Genomic DNA, 15,003 nt, shown 5'->3' on the forward strand with positions numbered 1-15,003 from the left:
TACAATTAAATAATAGATTTACCATGATGATAAGAATTAACTTGTTCATATGAATACTTTTACCAAAACTAAATCAGGATAATGACAACCCTATGTCAGTAGAATTTTAAGAAGAAGAATTATTTGTTCGATATTGCTGTAAACGCCGATTATAGTAGTCTTCAAGAGTAAAACGCTGCGAAGTGAAAATCTCATGGCACTCGACCAAACTCTCGATTCTATCGGTTCTAAATTCTCTATAATCTTTTCGCAATTTACAATAGGCAATTACGATCCATGTATTATTGGTAAAATACACCCCTAGCGGTTCTATACGCCGTTTACTAGCTTCTTTATTCATATTGGTGTAGCTAATCTCCAACACTCTAAAATCCGTAATGGCTTGCTGTATCACGGATAGCGTATTACTTGGATGCGCAGCTCTTCTGTTATAGGTAAACACCCTTTGGTCCAACAACTCCAATTTTTGCTTTTGCGAGGTTTTGAGTACCGCAATTACTTTATCGATAGCTTCGTGATATGCATCGATCAAAGATTGATCATTATTGGTTTTGATAATCTTTGAAGCCGTTAATAAGGCATTAGCTTCCTTTTCGGTAAACATTACCGGAGGTAAAGAATATCCATCTACCAAAAAATAGCCTGTCCCCGCCTCTGCTCCTATAGGTACACCGGCATCTGTGAGTGCCTGCATATCTCTATAAATAGTTCTAAGGCTTACTTCGAACTTATCTGCAAGTTCTGATGCCTGAACGATCTTCTTGGATTGTAGTTTTACTAATATTGCCGTAAGCCGATGCAAACGTTTCATTATTCCCCTGTATTTTCTGGATTAGCGGTACTACCACCATCAATATCGCTGAGGTCGGTTGCATTATTGATAAAAAATTCAGCTTCTCCGGTAGCTTCTTCTAATTGTTCATCTTCTTCTGCTACAAGTTGTGGATTCTGTTTTTTATCTCGTATCATTCCCCATGTCATGATTAGACTAGTACCTATAATTACAAATAATAATACTCCTGGTTCAAAGCCCTCTACCATCGCTTCAGCAGGTATTGCATAAAACAAGAGTACGGTAATTAACCCTCTTGGCGCAATAAACAACTGTGGAAATATATCTTTTCCCAAGAAAAGTCGTAACAATCCATATCGAATGGCGTATATCGATACCAAAATCAAGATACTAATCAAGGTTACCTTCAAACTCAATAAAGACGATAGTACAATAGTGATCCCAAAAATGACAAAGAATAAGGTACGAACCACAAAAGCAGTTTCGGCAGTGATTACATGCAATTCGTGATAGATATGCTTGGCTTTTTCAACATCCAAATACTCTTTAAGGGGGCCTTGAAAGAATAACTTCATATTAGTGATCACCAATCCAAAAATTAGGATAATGATCAACGAAGACATATGCAATTTCTTACCAATCGCATACAGTAACAGCAATACCGCTATCAAAAGAAATAGTTTAACCTGACTTTTGATCTTCTGAAAAATCAGAATGATCGCATAACTCGCTACTATTGAAATCACAATGGTTAAGATCAGATTCAAAAAGAATCCTCCTACTCCTCCACTTTCTGCTGGGTTTAACGTACCTGCCAGAAAATAGAACAACATGATTCCCAAGATATCAGAGAAGGTACTCTCATAAATATGAAATTCCTTTTTAGCTTCAGACAAACCTGAAACACTAGGTATGATAATCGCACTCGACAGTATAGACAAAGGGGTAGCGTACAACCAGGCTGATTGCATACTCATATCCTTTACTAATGCTTTTAGAATTACTGCCGCAATAAAGGTCGAGGCAACTAATCCTATCAGTGCTATGGCCAGGGATTTCAATATGGGTATCAGCTTATCTCGTTTCAGCTCTAACTCTAGTGCCGCTTCAAGTACAATCATAATCAACCCCACAATCCCCAATATTTCAAGCAACGGAAGGAAATTAAACATATCTCCTCCTACTGCTTTCAAACTATATTGTATAATAATTCCCAATACAATAAGCATTAATACCGCTGGGATATTAGTGCGTTTGGCCACTTCATTAAAAATGAAAGACAAAATAATAATCAGAGAAATCTCTATGATAACATTGTATGAAGAAAAAATTTCCATGCGCAGGTTTTAGGTTGTTGTTAGTTTGTTTAAACGATTGAAAAGATAGTAAATTATTTTAAGTAAAACCGATCTCTATAGCTTTCTCTGTATCTTACTAAAACCTAGCATCAAACATCTTTTTTGACCTTAATATTTATTTAACGGATTGTTATTTTAAAAGCTATATTTTTAGGATATCGACAAAAAAACAAAGTAACATGTCCAACGAATCCTTAATTATTCCTGAAAGAAGTAGAGATATTGGTGACTTTTTGGTAGGTAGACTTATTCCGTTTAGAAAAAAGCGAATGGTAGGTCCTTTTATATTTATTGATCATATGGGCCCTACAGAACTCAAAGAAGGGCATTATATGGATGTTGATCAGCATCCGCATATTGGTTTATCTACCCTTACTTATATGCTAGAAGGCGAGTTGATGCACAAGGATAGTATAGGTACCGAGCAACGTATTTCTCCAGGCTCTGTAAACTGGATGGTAGCGGGTAGCGGAGTTACCCATACCGAGCGTACTCCAGATGATCTGCGCGGGACTAATTTTACCGCACATGGTTACCAGATTTGGGTAGCACTGCCTGCAGACCAAGAAGAGATTACTCCAGAGTTTCATCATATCGATGGCAACGAACTTCCTTTTTGGAAAGACGGCGCTACCGAATTTAGACTTGTAGCGGGGCAAGGATATGGTAAATCATCACCATTACCTGTGCATTCTGATTTGTTTATGGTAGAGGTAAAAACTACAGATTCCTACGAACTTGCTATCAAAGGAGAACTACAAGGGGAAATAGGGATTTGTATCTTAAAAGGTAGTATCACTGCATGTGATGACACTATTGAAGCGGGAAACATGTTAATTTCAAAAACTGAAGATAGCTGTACCATCTCCTTACACCCCAACACCCATGTACTGTTGTTTGGTGGGGAACCTTTTCCTGAAGAACGCCATATCTTTTGGAACTTCGTTTCCGCAAGTAAAGAAAAGATCGAGGCTGCCAAGGAGCGGTGGAGAAACAAATCATTCCCCAAAGTTCCTGGAGATGACTCATATGTGGTGATGCCAGAGCCTAAGTTTAAATAACGCCTATAATTCTCTTCTCAACTCGTTGAGAGAAATATTGCTATTGATCAATCGAGTCACTACTTCTTCGCGGAACTCATCCAGATCGTCATAGTCATAATACTTTGCCCATTTGTGGGTTTCCAAAAGGTTTTTGATTTGTTTGATCAACTTTCGGGTAGCATCTGCAGAACGTAGCACTGCTACTTCATCATAATCAGGGTTATCTTTGTGCTTATAGCTTACCTTTTTGATTTCGAAATCCACAGAAATGTAATAAGCATCCACCTCAGGATCTAGATTCTCTCTGAAATCTGCCCAATCTGCATACCCTAATCGCAAATCATCGATCTCTGCAGGAAAATCAGACACCAAACGCCATTGGCACTTGGCGATCCTTCCCCAATGATTAGACATGCGGTATACTCCATGCTTGGTATAATAGTATGTACTTCCTGATTCGCTACGGTAATTCGGTTTTCTTCTTGTAATCTCACGCAGTGTCGCTCCTCTAAAAACGCAATACGTTCTATTAAAGAAATTATACCGTGTATACGACTTCTTTTGCTCTTGTTCTACTTGCTGTTCCAATGATTGTATTTTTCCCAGCCGCAAATAAATCACAAATTTTTGAAAATGAAAAGACGAGTTTTTAACAAAATATCACCAATGCACGATGGTGCTATAAATATTTATGCAATTGACTCAAAAAGGGGATTTTACCTGTATAGAATTGGTTATTACACTCTTTTTCAAAATGTTACCATCACATATCTTTGTAACACTTTCCATAAAATTTAGAGTTAATTTTAGCCAATCTAAAAAGCATCTTGCACTACAATCACAAGATGCTTTTTTGATCGTTATCCTATACTTTAATTATAATGACTAGGACTTATTCAAATGAAATCGATAGGTCAGTCCTAATTTTACAAAGATGTTTCCGGTCATTTCGGGATTCAGTAATGTACGTCCGTCCCCAAATTCGAATGCTGAAAGGCGAAAAGGTAAGGTATCCCCTTCTTCAAAAACTTCGTACGATGCTGTAGAATATCCAGTTTGTAGTTTCATCAACAGACTTTCATCCAAAAGCGCATACTGTAGATATGGGCCTATTTCAATATTTGCCATTTGCGTGTATAACTCTGGTGCATTGTCTTGTCGCTCCAGACTGAAGGTTCTTACAAACGCCTGAAACGCCAATCCTGCTTTAAACTGCCCTCCTAAACTTCGGTTGATATCTGCATTGATCGGCAAGGTCGCCGATACTTCCCATTTTTGATCTTCGCTTTGATAATACAATCCAAGAATGGGAGTAAAAAAGGTACCAAAGCCTTCGCTACTGGCATAGACTCCAAAACGATATTGCAAGCGTTCTGTTTTTTGATATTTCAGCAAGGCCAAGCCACCGAAGAAGAAGTGATCTCCATCGGTATGTAAATCCTGACTCGCAATTTTGGGTAATAGCACATAGGTTCCAGACCATTTCTCGTTGTGTTTGATATTCAAACCAGCTTTTAGTGTAAGGTTATTCAAAGAAACTTGATCTCCGTTAGGTACCAAATCCAATTGATGCTGTACATAATCCACACCCGTTATAATGGCGATCTTTTCATTCAGTTTTATGGGATACGTCAGACTCACATCCAACTGAGGTACATTAGTCGTGGCATCATTATTCTCAAATCCTGCATCCAGAATGGATCCATAACTTACTTTTACAAGGTCTATATAATCTTGCGCTGTTATTGCAGATGAGCATATTACAAAAAGTAATAAGAAGTATAATCGGTATTTCATAAAACGGGTTACAGTGATTTTTTATTCAATAGGCAAACAAGTATACAATATTTCTTTTGAATGTTGCAAAGTCATATCCTTTCAAAAAATCTTAAAATTAAGTAAATCATAGGCTACACCAATCCATATAACTGTATATTTAACACCAATAACTACAAACACAAATCATGTCACAACATCATAGATTTTACGCATTTTTTACAGTAATCACTATCATCGCTTTAGGTTTCAGCTCTTGTGCAACAGATACCACACAACAGGATCTAAAAGCCGCACTTACCTTTTATGCTTCGTTTGATCAAGGAACCGATGCTGATTTTGCTCTGGGTGATAAGCAATTGTATACCGTTCCCTCTCGCCAAGCCAGAGACTCTGCAAAGGCGGGATTACACAAACCTGACATCAAAGTAGACAAAGGAAATGGTCGTTTTGGAGACGGTTTATTCTTTACCGAAAGAAGCAAAGGATACATCTACTACCCTAGTGAAAAGAATATCGCTTATAATACCAAGGATTGGAGCGGTGCTATATCATTCTGGATGAAGTTAGACCCTAACAAAGATTTGGAGCCAGGGTATTGCGATCCGATACAAATTACTGATGTAAGCTATAACGACGCCTCGATCTGGGTAGATTTCACTAAAGAAAACCCGAGAGATTTCCGCTTAGGTGTTATAGGTGATAGAGCGGTTTGGAATCCTAATCCCGAAGGTCCGGATAATGAAAATCCCATATTTATGGAGAAACTGACCGGAGTAAAAAATCCTCCTTTCTCTAGTGAACAATGGACGCATATTTTGATTAATTTCTCCAACCTGAATACTCCAAATGGTAAAGCTAGTCTGTACCTGAATGGAGAACACAAAGGAACACGCTCTGATATTGCTACGCCTTTTACCTGGGATTTACCCTTATCCAACATTTATTTAGGATTGGGATATATTGGTCGTATGGATGAATTATCCATTTACAACAGAACGCTTACAGATAAAGAAATCAATGCCTTATACCAATTAGAAAACGGAGTGCATTCCTTATTATAAAGTAGAAAAACTACTACATTTGTAGGCAACAACCACTAGTTACCGATTATGAAACGTAGTATACAACAATACCTAAAACTGCTTTGTCAATCTGTATTGTTTTGGTCTGTAGCTATGGCCATGTATTCGATTTTTAGGTATTACGGTATCGACGAGGAAGAAGGTTTTACGGTGATCAGGGAATATAGTGGCACCCAAGGCACCATAAGAGCACTTATGGGGTTTGGAGCTATAGGTGCATTGTTAGGAATTCTATATGCCACTATCGATTTTGTGTTTGACAAGTATGTAGCCAATCGAATACTGCTATTTTATGATGTAATTTGCAGAACCTTCTTGTATTTTATCACCAGTGTGATCGTGTTTACAATCATCATGAATATTTTTTCTGAATTGTATGGCCTCAATCTAGATACACAGCCTGGTTGGTGGCAACATAACAAATCATTTTGGGCTACAATTCTCTACATGGTTTTGGTATCTTTTGTATTTACATTTATCAACATTGCCAAAGAGAAGTTTGGAAAAGGTGTGTTCCTAAAGATGTTGATGGGAAAATACAGAACCCCACAAGAAGAAAAACGCATCTTTATGTTTCTGGATTTGAAGGACTCTACTACGATTGCAGAAAATCTGGGGCATTTTAAATACAGTCAATTTATCCAGGATTGTTTTTATGATTTAAATGAAGTTGTGCCGAAGCATGACGCTGAAATTTATCAATATGTTGGTGATGAAGCGGTATTGAGCTGGTCATACAAAAAGGGGTTAGCCAATAACAACTGTGTGGATCTGTTTTTTGTGTTTCAGCAGAAAAAGCAGAGCAAATCTCAATATTATATGGATAAATATGGTGTGGTTCCTGAATTTAAAGCGGGACTGCATGGCGGTAAACTTATGGTTACCGAAGTTGGAGTCATCAAAAAGGAAATTGCCTACCATGGGGATGTGATCAATACTTCTGCTCGTATACAAGCCCAATGTAATAAACACAAAGTGCGGTTCTTAATTTCAGAAAAATTACTACAAGATTTAAAAATCAAAACACATCTCACTACAGAGTTTTTAGGAAGTGTGCTCCTAAAAGGAAAACAGGAAGAAGTAAAAATTCATACCATCAATAAGGTAGGATAATCGACCGTCCTTTCTATTAAAACACTGATTCTTAATCCGATACTACTACCCTATCAAAAATGTGAATATCTATTGCTATAAATCGTATTTCCGATAGTTGATATCCAGTATATTTGCCGCCCTAACAAATACGAAAAGAAATGAGTGCAACCTGGTACGAATGCAAGATAAAGTATAGAAAAATAGATGAGTCTGGAGCCCAAAAAATGACAACAGAACCTTATTTGGTAGATGCTATCTCCTATACAGAGGCCGAATCGAGAATCAATGAAGAAATGTCGGCTTACATCAGTGATGAATTTAAAATCACTAATATTAAAGTAGCCAACTTTGCAGAGATACATCCTTTTGAAAATTCGGATCGTTGGTTTAAATCCAAAGTATCGTTAATCGCTTATGATGAAGAGAGCGGTAAAGAGCGTAAATCAAACATCTACCTGCTGATCCAGGCGAATGATGTAAAAGAAGCTTTTGACAATACCAATGTAGCAATGAAGAACACCATGGGTGATTATACCATCCCGGCCATTGCAGAGTCGCCTATTATGGATGTATTCCCTTATTTTTCTGGTGAAGAAGAAGACCTAGGGAAGATCGAACGATTTAACGCGATCAAAAACTCTGTTCCTGAAGTTGAAGAAGAAGTTGTTGAAGAAGTTAATAAAGTAACAACTAAAGAGCTGGTAGCAGAAGAATCTCAAGAAGGAACAGACGAAGCCATCGAATCAAAAGAGACTTCATTTATCCAAGAAGAAGAAACTGAATTTGTACCGGTAGCTTTTGACGAAGAAGAGTAAGCAATACAACACATACAAAAAAAGAGGGCCTTTTTAAGTCCTCTTTTTTTATGCTATCTACGGTCGATTATCCCGTCTTCTATATTCTTTCTCCGTTGTTCTAGATCGGCTTCTACCGTCTGACCTCCGGTAACTTTTCTAGCGGCTATAGATTTGAGCGCAAACTGCTCAAATCCTTTTAAACCCTTTTGTTGATGTTTCATGTGTATTAGTTTTTATAATAACTCAATGCTCCAGACGGACACTGATCAATTTGGTTCATTAATGCTTCACTACTTGCGTTTTCTGGAGTGATCCATGGTTTTGCTTTGGGATCATACACTTCTGGTAAAGTCTTTACACATACTCCAGCATGAATACATTTCCCAGGTTTCCAAACAACGGTAATTTCACCATTGCTATATTCTTTTCTAATTTCACTTTCAGCCATAACAATAAGAATAAGAGATTGATTTGTATAAATATACAGTTTATTTTGATCAATATCAATGTAACATTTTTTGCTTTACTTCTTCTAATACACAAACACCAGCACATGTTCAAAAAAAGGGAACTCATTATTGTATTTCGGATCTACATCCTCCTTTGGGTATTCGTTATAGGGTTTTTATCCATGTACCTATTGCGATTCTCATCTGTTCAAGAGACCAAAGATTCGTTAGCAGAACTTCTTACCGATGCTCCCTTTTTGGTGGCCATGCAAATACTCTTTGTATTGGTGTATTTGTGCTTTCTTTTGGTACGTTACTTTATCCGAATCTATCGTTCTCGAGGTGTACAATATATGGGCAAGCGATTGATATTGGGTGTTATTCTTCCTGTTGTACTGATCATAGGAGTTTTAAAAACCATTATTTATATCAACGGAAATGAGGACTTTGATTATACCTGGGATCACACCGTTGAAAATACTACTGGTATTGCTACAAACCACTACCAAACGGATGGAAAACATCGTGGAATGAGTGTATTTGGTTGGACTCAAAATAATGAAGGTAGAATCACCCCTTTGATCCAAAACAATATCGAATGGATTGCTGTCATTCCTTTCTTATATCAAAAAGATGAACGCACGGTAGCGATGCGTACTCCAGAAGCTATTGGCCAATGGTCTCGTAGAGATTCGGTATTTCTATCTACCATAACAGAACTGCACGATAAAGGATTGCACATACAGCTTAAACCCCATTTATGGACCAGAGACGGTTGGCGATCCAATATCAATCAACAATCAGATAAGGATTGGGATTTATGGTTTGATAGTTATCGCAAGAACATGTTGCATTATGCTACTATGGCCCAACAAACCGGAGTAGAATTACTGTGTATCGGTACAGAATTGCGTACCTCTTTAAAGCATCAACCAGACCGCTGGAAAGAACTCGTAAAAGAAATAAAAACAATCTATAACGGTAAACTAACCTATGCTGCCAATTGGGATGGAGAATATGAACTTATTGATTTTTGGGATCAATTGGATTATATTGGTTTGCAAGCTTATTTCCCACTTACTCAAAAAACCAATCCCGATTTAGCTACACTACAAAAAGGTTGGAAGCAACATATCCCTATGCTTAAATCCTTATCGCAACAGCATAATAAACCTATTTTATTTACGGAAGTAGGCTATAAAAGCGAAGCCGCTGCAGCCATCAAACCCTGGGAATGGGGATCATATCTCAGTATCTTTTATCAAAAGAAATCGGATCGCACTCAACAACTGGCCTACCAAGCCCTATTTGATCAACTATGGAAAGAAGATTGGTTTGCCGGCATGTACATCTGGCAATGGAACACCCGCACCGATCCATCCGATGCCAAAAACAGTCTTAATTTCTCCCCGAGATTTAAACCTGCACAGAATACGATTGCTAGGGAGTATGGGAGGTAGTCCTTCGACAGGCTCAGGAACCTTCCTTCGCCCCCTTCGAGAGCACTTCGACAAGCTCTGCATGACACCTCAGGGCACGAACTCACCGTGGGCTGCCCTTCGGCGAAGCTAAGGAGCCATGGAGTCGAAACCCGGAATTCACCCTTCGACTCCGCTCAGGGTTCGAAATGCGACGGAGGGCTGAGCGGAGTCGAAGTCTGGTATAGTTAGGAACATGAATCGAAGACTGAATATCTTTGCAAACAGTGCGATTCATTCTTGCATTCAGAAAGTTGATGTAACTCCCCCAAATCCCCTTTCATTAATGCTTCTTTTTTGGCTCTGCTCCACCTCTGTATCTGTTTTTCTCTATAGAAAGCGGTATCGATGCGAGAGTACTTTTCGTAATACAATAACTTGACAGGTAATCGTTTTTTGGTATGGTTAGCTCCTTCTCCGTTTTGGTGTTGGGTTAATCGTCTCTTTAGGTTTTTGGTACTTCCAGTATAATAGCTTCCATCACTACATTCTAAAATATATAGGTATCCCATGGTGTATTCGTTTTTGCAATATTAGGTGGTAGGAGTTTTATTTTTTGGAACTTGGCTTCGACTCCGCTCAGCCTACGCCCTCGAACCCTGAGCGGAGTCGAAGGGTGAACTATATACTCATATTATCTGGAGTTCGACTCCGCGGCTCCTGAATAAACTGAAGGGCAGTCCACCGGCGAATCCTGGTCTTGCCTGAAGGGGGTTCTTGAGCTTGGCGAAGGAGACCCCCGAAAACAGGGTATGTTTTTTTCACGGAATATAGTGTTCTCTCGCCTGAAGGAATGCTACATCTTTGTATCAGTTAATAATTATAAAAACAACTAATCGCTAAAAATCATATCATGAAAAGATCTATTTTACATTTCGCACTTATCTTATTAATAGGATTCACTTTCTCTTGTAAGGATAACAACGCTGCAAAAGCAGAAGAAACCGCTACTGAAGAAACAACCACCAAAGAAGAACCGAAAAAAGAAGAAACAAAAGCAGAAGCTACATCTGATAGCGGTACTCCATCTTTTGGAGATGCCAAAGTACAAGAGTATGTAGATGCTTATGAAGCCTATATCGCAGACTATAGAAAAGCGGTAGAGAGCAAAGACATGACTGCTTTTGCAACATTAGGTCAAAAAGGACAAGAACTAGGAACCAAAGCCCAAGAATTATCAAGTAGTATCTCGGCTTCTGATGCAGAAAAGCTAAACGCTTATATGCTAAAGAAGAGTGAGGAAATTCAGGAATTATCTCAAAAGTTAATGCAATAATAAGATTAGTAAAAATAGTTAGTTAGTTTAGGTTGCATTATTGTGTTGCTTAATGAAAACACCTCGTGAATGGGCATGAGGTGTTTTTTTGTTTTACCCTTCGACTTCCACTTCGGCAGGCTCAGTGCAGCGTCTCAGTGTGCGGCTCAGGGTTAGAAATGCTACCGAGGGCTGTACTTCGGCGAGCTCAGCACACATCTCGAAGCCCGGCAGGCTTAGGGTTCGAAACGCTACCGAGGGTTGAGCGGAGTCGAAACCCGGAATACACCCTTCGACCCTTCTAGTAACCTCAGGGTCCGTAGGGTTCGACGTAACCGAGGGCTGAGGCTCTCGAAGCCCGGCAAGCTCAGCACACATCTCGAAGCCCGACGTTCAGAATTCGATAAAAATCCAATGCCAAACCTTTCTTAAGAATTTCTAAAAACATCTGGTAACATTTTTAAAATACATCTAATTGATGTATACTAGCGCCCTATCAAAAGATAACAGCAATGGAAGACAATAAAATGCTCAAGTATATTGACAAGGTATTAGAAAATATGCCCAATGACTGGTTGAATCTAACTACCCATCGTCTAGATATTTATGATGAAAAATTGGCGAAAGTTCAATTCTTGGAGCAGTTTGAAAACTTGTTTAATAACAATACTACTGAGTCATCGGCACTAAGTGAATTACCTACGGCTTTTGACTATATTCGATTAGGACATCCATTATCTTGCGTACTAGAATGGGTAATTGCTCATTCAAACCATCTACCACCGGATAATGTGATCAGTTTTGGATCGAAAACGGTTCCTATCTTGGCAGTGTTACGAAAGAATTCATTAGATCATAAAAACACTCAGATCGTTTATACCAATAAACTACCAGAATCTTTTGATGTTGAAATGCTAAGAAATGTTTATGGATATACATTTGAACTGAAACCTATTGAAGAAGCATCTTCCGTTGCGGCCTTCGACGGAAGTACGATTTTTGTTTCACAGCAAGATGAAATTGGCACCATAGATCTCAACCCAAATATTGACTTTTATATCAATACTTATGAGGGCTTAGGAAGTCTTATATTGGTAAATGGCAAGCAAAATGAAAGCTATATTTCAGAGATTCAGCATGTTCGAAGAAGAGAGACTGTTGCTATGACGCCTGCCAATTGTTTTACCGCCTTAAAGCTTTTGATAGACAAGTCGTATGCTGAACCCCCTAAAAACAATCTTGACACCAATAAAACAAAGGTTTTGGATGCAATTGCGACGGTTACGGGCACAAATACAAAGGCATTGGTGGGTTCTAGTGGACTATCGATTCAATATGCCATTTTGATGGGACTCGTGGACTATGCCCTGGAACACCATACTGGAAAGGATATTAAAATTATAGTGCCTCCTAATTGTTATGGTGGAACAAATGACCAGGCAAGACGTGTTGCTGCCTGTATTGATAATGTGGAAATTGTGGATTTACCTGTAGATAGTGGTAATGATATGGTGGAAAGTATCGATACAGTTTTAACAACAATTGCCCGTCAAGATGCTGTCCCTTATATCATTGCAGAAATCCCAACCAATCCAAGAGTTGAAGTCCCTGATCTTCTAAAATTAAAAGAGGTATTAAGTGCTGTTCGTAAAACGGCAAGCGGCACTACTGCTGTAGATCCGGTTTTTCTCCTGGATCAAACCTTTTGTCCTAATGTCCAATTTTTAGGTGAAGATAAAATACTCTCAACCGTTAGGACCGTTTCTTTTTCTAGTGGGTCAAAATTTCCAAGTGGTGGACTATGTACCGCCGGCTATTGTGTAGGAAATACAAAAACAGACGCTTTGATGCATAAGATAGAAATGCATCTAGGGCTTTGTGATAATGAGGCTACACCTCTTCAATATGAAATATTGGCAAAACAATTGCCTTCCATGAATCAACGCATTCGTGATGCGTACAAAAATACTCGTGAATTTGTAAACTTTATTCATGAAACCCTACCAGAGGCAAAAATCAATTTTGTTTCGGAAGCATTGGCTAGTCAAGGTTTTACACCATCTGTTTTTTCATTAGACCTTCCGACCAAAGGAGCTACTGACGAAGAAAAGGAAACGTATAAAAGAGCACTTAATCATAAACTAATCAATTTAATGATTACCGAAATCCCTAACGAAAGTAAGTACTGTGTGAGCTATGGACAGCTAAAGGGATGTTACTGGACGATCCCCGCTACATCAACCCAGGGAACGACCAAAGAAGGCGACAAAGATTATATTGCCCGTGTAGCCCTTTCTCCTAATATGAACCTTGAACGCCATAAGGAGGTGTTTGCAAGTTTTGTGGAGGGTATTTGACCCTTCGAGTGGCCTCAGGGTCCGGATACGAGGGCTGAGGCTCTCGAAGCCCGGAATTCACCCTTCGGCTCCCACTTCAACTACGCTCAGTGCGACGGCTCAGGGTTCGAAACGCTACCGAGGGTTGAGCGGAGTCGAAACCCGGATAATACTTCTCACGCTTTACCCTTCGACTTCCACTTCGACGGGCTCAGTGCGACGGCTCAGGGTTCGAATAGAAAAAAGGTACTTCCGAAGTACCCCTCCCCCTGTTCGGAAATAGGTCTGTCTTGTATACAACAGAAGTGCTTCCTGTGTTGAACACAAGTGTCACTTCTGCTTGGACATCGTTGTTCCTCTGTTTGAAGTATCCCTATCCTGTGTTTGTAGTACCCCTAAAGGAGTTATAACACAAATCGACCCACTTTGATAAGTACCCCCAGCGACAGTTTTCACTTGAGCTACCCACTTATAGAAGTACCCCTGGGTAGGAATCGAAGTGGGTTTTTAGGGTTTTTGAGCAATTTTGCTTTAAAAAACACCAATTTTTATGATGCTGAATACGTATCCACGTTTTCAAAAAAAGATGGTGATTCGCATAACTATAAGTAACTCTCCCACTCGATTTTAAAGAAAAATTATAATTTGATTAATCCGCAGCACAACACATTTTATATACCTTGGTTCAAAATATTATATAATCATCCTATATGAGTAATCAACAAATGTCTACCGTTTTGAGAGTCGCCGCGATTTATAATCTACTATGGGGAGCTTGGGTGGTATTGTTTCCTAACCATTTTTTTGAATTGGTCGGTATGGAACCCCCTACACACCCTATGATTTGGCAAGGTATGGGGATGGTGATTGGCGTATATGGTTTAGGCTATTGGTGGGCTGCTCAGGACCCTACTACCCATTGGCCTATTGTAATGGTTGGGTTTTTGGGTAAACTATTTGGTCCTTTAGGTTTTCTGTTTAATTATGCTATGGAGAAAGTCCCTCTGGAGTTTTTCTACACCCTTATTACCAATGACTTTATTTGGTGGATTCCGTTCTTTTTGATTCTAAGAAAAACCCATCAGCAGAAAAAAATAAAATGGGTATAAAACGTCTTTTGTTATACACACTCTCAGGTTTCTTTTTCATAGCAGGCATCAATCACTTTATCAATCCTGACTTCTATCTGCCATTGATTCCTAGGTATTTGGACTATCCAGAATTTATTAACTACAGTAGCGGTCTGGTTGAAGTATTGTTAAGCATTGGACTACTATTTACTAATACCCGAAAAACCACTGCGTATTTGATAATAGGGTTATTAATTGCCTTTATCCCATCTCACGTTTATTTTATAGCAATTGGTAGTTGCATACCCAATGGTTTATGCGTTCCTGAATGGGTAGCGTGGTTACGATTGCTTGTCATTCATCCGTTGTTTATGTGGTGGGCTTGGTATGTGAGGGTCTGTAAATAGATTAGAATTTTTTTCTACAAAAAAGTGCATTTGTGACTGATTGTATATTTACATTATGTTG

15 protein-coding genes and 1 pseudogene are annotated in these 15,003 nt (G+C 38.8%); 9 read left to right on the plus strand and 7 right to left on the minus strand.

The genetic code is table 11. The features are described 5' to 3' along the window. Positions 1-106: 106 nt before the first annotated feature. Together AC0L3Q_RS13380 and AC0L3Q_RS13385 are read right to left on the minus strand one after the other, a co-directional pair. Positions 107-811 (minus strand): helix-turn-helix transcriptional regulator, encoded by a 705-nt coding sequence (locus tag AC0L3Q_RS13380; RefSeq protein ID WP_073313930.1) that lies wholly within the window; start codon positions 809-811, stop codon positions 107-109. Beyond that, a complete protein-coding gene (locus tag AC0L3Q_RS13385) occupies positions 811-2,130 on the minus strand; it encodes a cation:proton antiporter domain-containing protein (RefSeq protein WP_473279996.1) in 1,320 nt (439 codons plus the stop codon). The genes AC0L3Q_RS13380 and AC0L3Q_RS13385 overlap by 1 nt, the downstream gene beginning before the upstream one ends. A 200-nt stretch (positions 2,131-2,330) precedes the next feature. Here AC0L3Q_RS13385 and AC0L3Q_RS13390 point away from each other — a divergent pair, with 200 nt between their 5' ends. Then, positions 2,331-3,212, plus strand: a complete 882-nt coding sequence (locus AC0L3Q_RS13390) for a pirin family protein (RefSeq protein WP_473279998.1) — start codon at positions 2,331-2,333, stop codon at positions 3,210-3,212. A 3-nt stretch (positions 3,213-3,215) separates the two neighbouring features. On the opposite strand, the gene AC0L3Q_RS13395 is transcribed toward AC0L3Q_RS13390, so the two are convergent. Both AC0L3Q_RS13395 and AC0L3Q_RS13400 read right to left on the minus strand, forming a co-directional pair. Beyond that, positions 3,216-3,782, minus strand: a complete 567-nt coding sequence (locus tag AC0L3Q_RS13395; protein WP_473280000.1) for a hypothetical protein — start codon at positions 3,780-3,782, stop codon at positions 3,216-3,218. Between the two features lie 297 nt (positions 3,783-4,079). Continuing rightward, the gene (locus AC0L3Q_RS13400) at positions 4,080-4,991 is read right to left on the minus strand and encodes a DUF6268 family outer membrane beta-barrel protein (protein WP_473280002.1); all 912 of its coding nucleotides are present in this window, start codon (positions 4,989-4,991) and stop codon (positions 4,080-4,082) included. A 167-nt stretch (positions 4,992-5,158) separates the two neighbouring features. Between AC0L3Q_RS13400 and AC0L3Q_RS13405 the strand changes: the two genes are divergently transcribed. The 3 genes and pseudogenes from AC0L3Q_RS13405 to AC0L3Q_RS13415 form a co-directional block, all read left to right on the plus strand. Continuing rightward, positions 5,159-6,034, plus strand: a complete 876-nt coding sequence (locus AC0L3Q_RS13405) for a LamG-like jellyroll fold domain-containing protein (RefSeq protein ID WP_473280004.1) — start codon at positions 5,159-5,161, stop codon at positions 6,032-6,034. Positions 6,035-6,082: 48 nt separating this feature from the next. After that, positions 6,083-7,168, plus strand: a complete 1,086-nt coding sequence (locus AC0L3Q_RS13410) for an adenylate/guanylate cyclase domain-containing protein (protein ID WP_473280005.1) — start codon at positions 6,083-6,085, stop codon at positions 7,166-7,168. Between the two features lie 140 nt (positions 7,169-7,308). Continuing rightward, positions 7,309-7,845: pseudogene (locus AC0L3Q_RS13415) on the plus strand (DUF4494 domain-containing protein); the annotation flags it as partial. Between the two features lie 173 nt (positions 7,846-8,018). On the opposite strand, the gene AC0L3Q_RS13420 reads toward AC0L3Q_RS13415, so the two are convergent. Both AC0L3Q_RS13420 and AC0L3Q_RS13425 read right to left on the minus strand, forming a co-directional pair. Then, complete coding sequence (locus tag AC0L3Q_RS13420) at positions 8,019-8,168, minus strand: hypothetical protein (RefSeq protein WP_473280007.1); 150 nt, start codon at positions 8,166-8,168, stop codon at positions 8,019-8,021. 5 nt (positions 8,169-8,173) lie between these two features. After that, complete coding sequence (locus AC0L3Q_RS13425) at positions 8,174-8,395, minus strand: (4Fe-4S)-binding protein (protein ID WP_473280009.1); 222 nt, start codon at positions 8,393-8,395, stop codon at positions 8,174-8,176. A gap of 105 nt (positions 8,396-8,500) precedes the next feature. Between AC0L3Q_RS13425 and AC0L3Q_RS13430 the strand changes: the two genes are divergently transcribed. After that, positions 8,501-9,856: a glycoside hydrolase family 113 gene (locus AC0L3Q_RS13430; RefSeq protein WP_473280011.1), complete on the plus strand. Its 1,356-nt coding sequence runs from the start codon at positions 8,501-8,503 to the stop codon at positions 9,854-9,856. A gap of 206 nt (positions 9,857-10,062) precedes the next feature. Here the strand turns inward: AC0L3Q_RS13430 and AC0L3Q_RS13435 are convergent, their stop codons facing one another. Then, entirely contained in the window at positions 10,063-10,386 is a 324-nt protein-coding gene (locus AC0L3Q_RS13435) for a GIY-YIG nuclease family protein (RefSeq protein WP_473280013.1), read from the minus strand. A 341-nt stretch (positions 10,387-10,727) separates the two neighbouring features. Between AC0L3Q_RS13435 and AC0L3Q_RS13440 the strand changes: the two genes are divergently transcribed. From AC0L3Q_RS13440 to AC0L3Q_RS13455, 4 genes are all read left to right on the plus strand, one after another. Next, positions 10,728-11,150 carry a hypothetical protein gene (locus AC0L3Q_RS13440; protein WP_473280014.1) on the plus strand — a complete coding sequence of 141 codons (423 nt, stop codon included), beginning with the start codon at positions 10,728-10,730 and terminating at the stop codon, positions 11,148-11,150. A gap of 491 nt (positions 11,151-11,641) precedes the next feature. After that, the gene (locus AC0L3Q_RS13445) at positions 11,642-13,486 is read left to right on the plus strand and encodes a PLP-dependent aminotransferase family protein (protein ID WP_473280016.1); all 1,845 of its coding nucleotides are present in this window, start codon (positions 11,642-11,644) and stop codon (positions 13,484-13,486) included. Positions 13,487-14,175: 689 nt separating this feature from the next. After that, entirely contained in the window at positions 14,176-14,574 is a 399-nt protein-coding gene (locus tag AC0L3Q_RS13450; protein WP_473280018.1) for an alkyl hydroperoxide reductase, read from the plus strand. After that, complete coding sequence (locus tag AC0L3Q_RS13455) at positions 14,565-14,942, plus strand: DoxX family protein (RefSeq protein ID WP_473280020.1); 378 nt, start codon at positions 14,565-14,567, stop codon at positions 14,940-14,942. Before AC0L3Q_RS13450 ends, AC0L3Q_RS13455 begins: the two co-directional genes overlap by 10 nt. Positions 14,943-15,003: the final 61 nt, after the last annotated feature.

This window comes from Aquimarina sp. KJ22-3 (assembly GCF_055808215.1).

Coding starts and splice junctions, on each gene's coding strand:
- AC0L3Q_RS13380 (WP_073313930.1), bottom strand. CDS start 811: ATGAAACGTTTGCATCGGCTTACGGCAATATTAGTAAAACTACAATCC.
- AC0L3Q_RS13385 (WP_473279996.1), bottom strand. CDS start 2,130: ATGGAAATTTTTTCTTCATACAATGTTATCATAGAGATTTCTCTGATT.
- AC0L3Q_RS13390 (WP_473279998.1), top strand. CDS start 2,331: ATGTCCAACGAATCCTTAATTATTCCTGAAAGAAGTAGAGATATTGGT.
- AC0L3Q_RS13400 (WP_473280002.1), bottom strand. CDS start 4,991: ATGAAATACCGATTATACTTCTTATTACTTTTTGTAATATGCTCATCT.
- AC0L3Q_RS13405 (WP_473280004.1), top strand. CDS start 5,159: ATGTCACAACATCATAGATTTTACGCATTTTTTACAGTAATCACTATC.
- AC0L3Q_RS13410 (WP_473280005.1), top strand. CDS start 6,083: ATGAAACGTAGTATACAACAATACCTAAAACTGCTTTGTCAATCTGTA.
- AC0L3Q_RS13420 (WP_473280007.1), bottom strand. CDS start 8,168: ATGAAACATCAACAAAAGGGTTTAAAAGGATTTGAGCAGTTTGCGCTC.
- AC0L3Q_RS13425 (WP_473280009.1), bottom strand. CDS start 8,395: ATGGCTGAAAGTGAAATTAGAAAAGAATATAGCAATGGTGAAATTACC.
- AC0L3Q_RS13430 (WP_473280011.1), top strand. CDS start 8,501: ATGTTCAAAAAAAGGGAACTCATTATTGTATTTCGGATCTACATCCTC.
- AC0L3Q_RS13435 (WP_473280013.1), bottom strand. CDS start 10,386: ATGGGATACCTATATATTTTAGAATGTAGTGATGGAAGCTATTATACT.
- AC0L3Q_RS13440 (WP_473280014.1), top strand. CDS start 10,728: ATGAAAAGATCTATTTTACATTTCGCACTTATCTTATTAATAGGATTC.
- AC0L3Q_RS13445 (WP_473280016.1), top strand. CDS start 11,642: ATGGAAGACAATAAAATGCTCAAGTATATTGACAAGGTATTAGAAAAT.
- AC0L3Q_RS13450 (WP_473280018.1), top strand. CDS start 14,176: ATGAGTAATCAACAAATGTCTACCGTTTTGAGAGTCGCCGCGATTTAT.
- AC0L3Q_RS13455 (WP_473280020.1), top strand. CDS start 14,565: ATGGGTATAAAACGTCTTTTGTTATACACACTCTCAGGTTTCTTTTTC.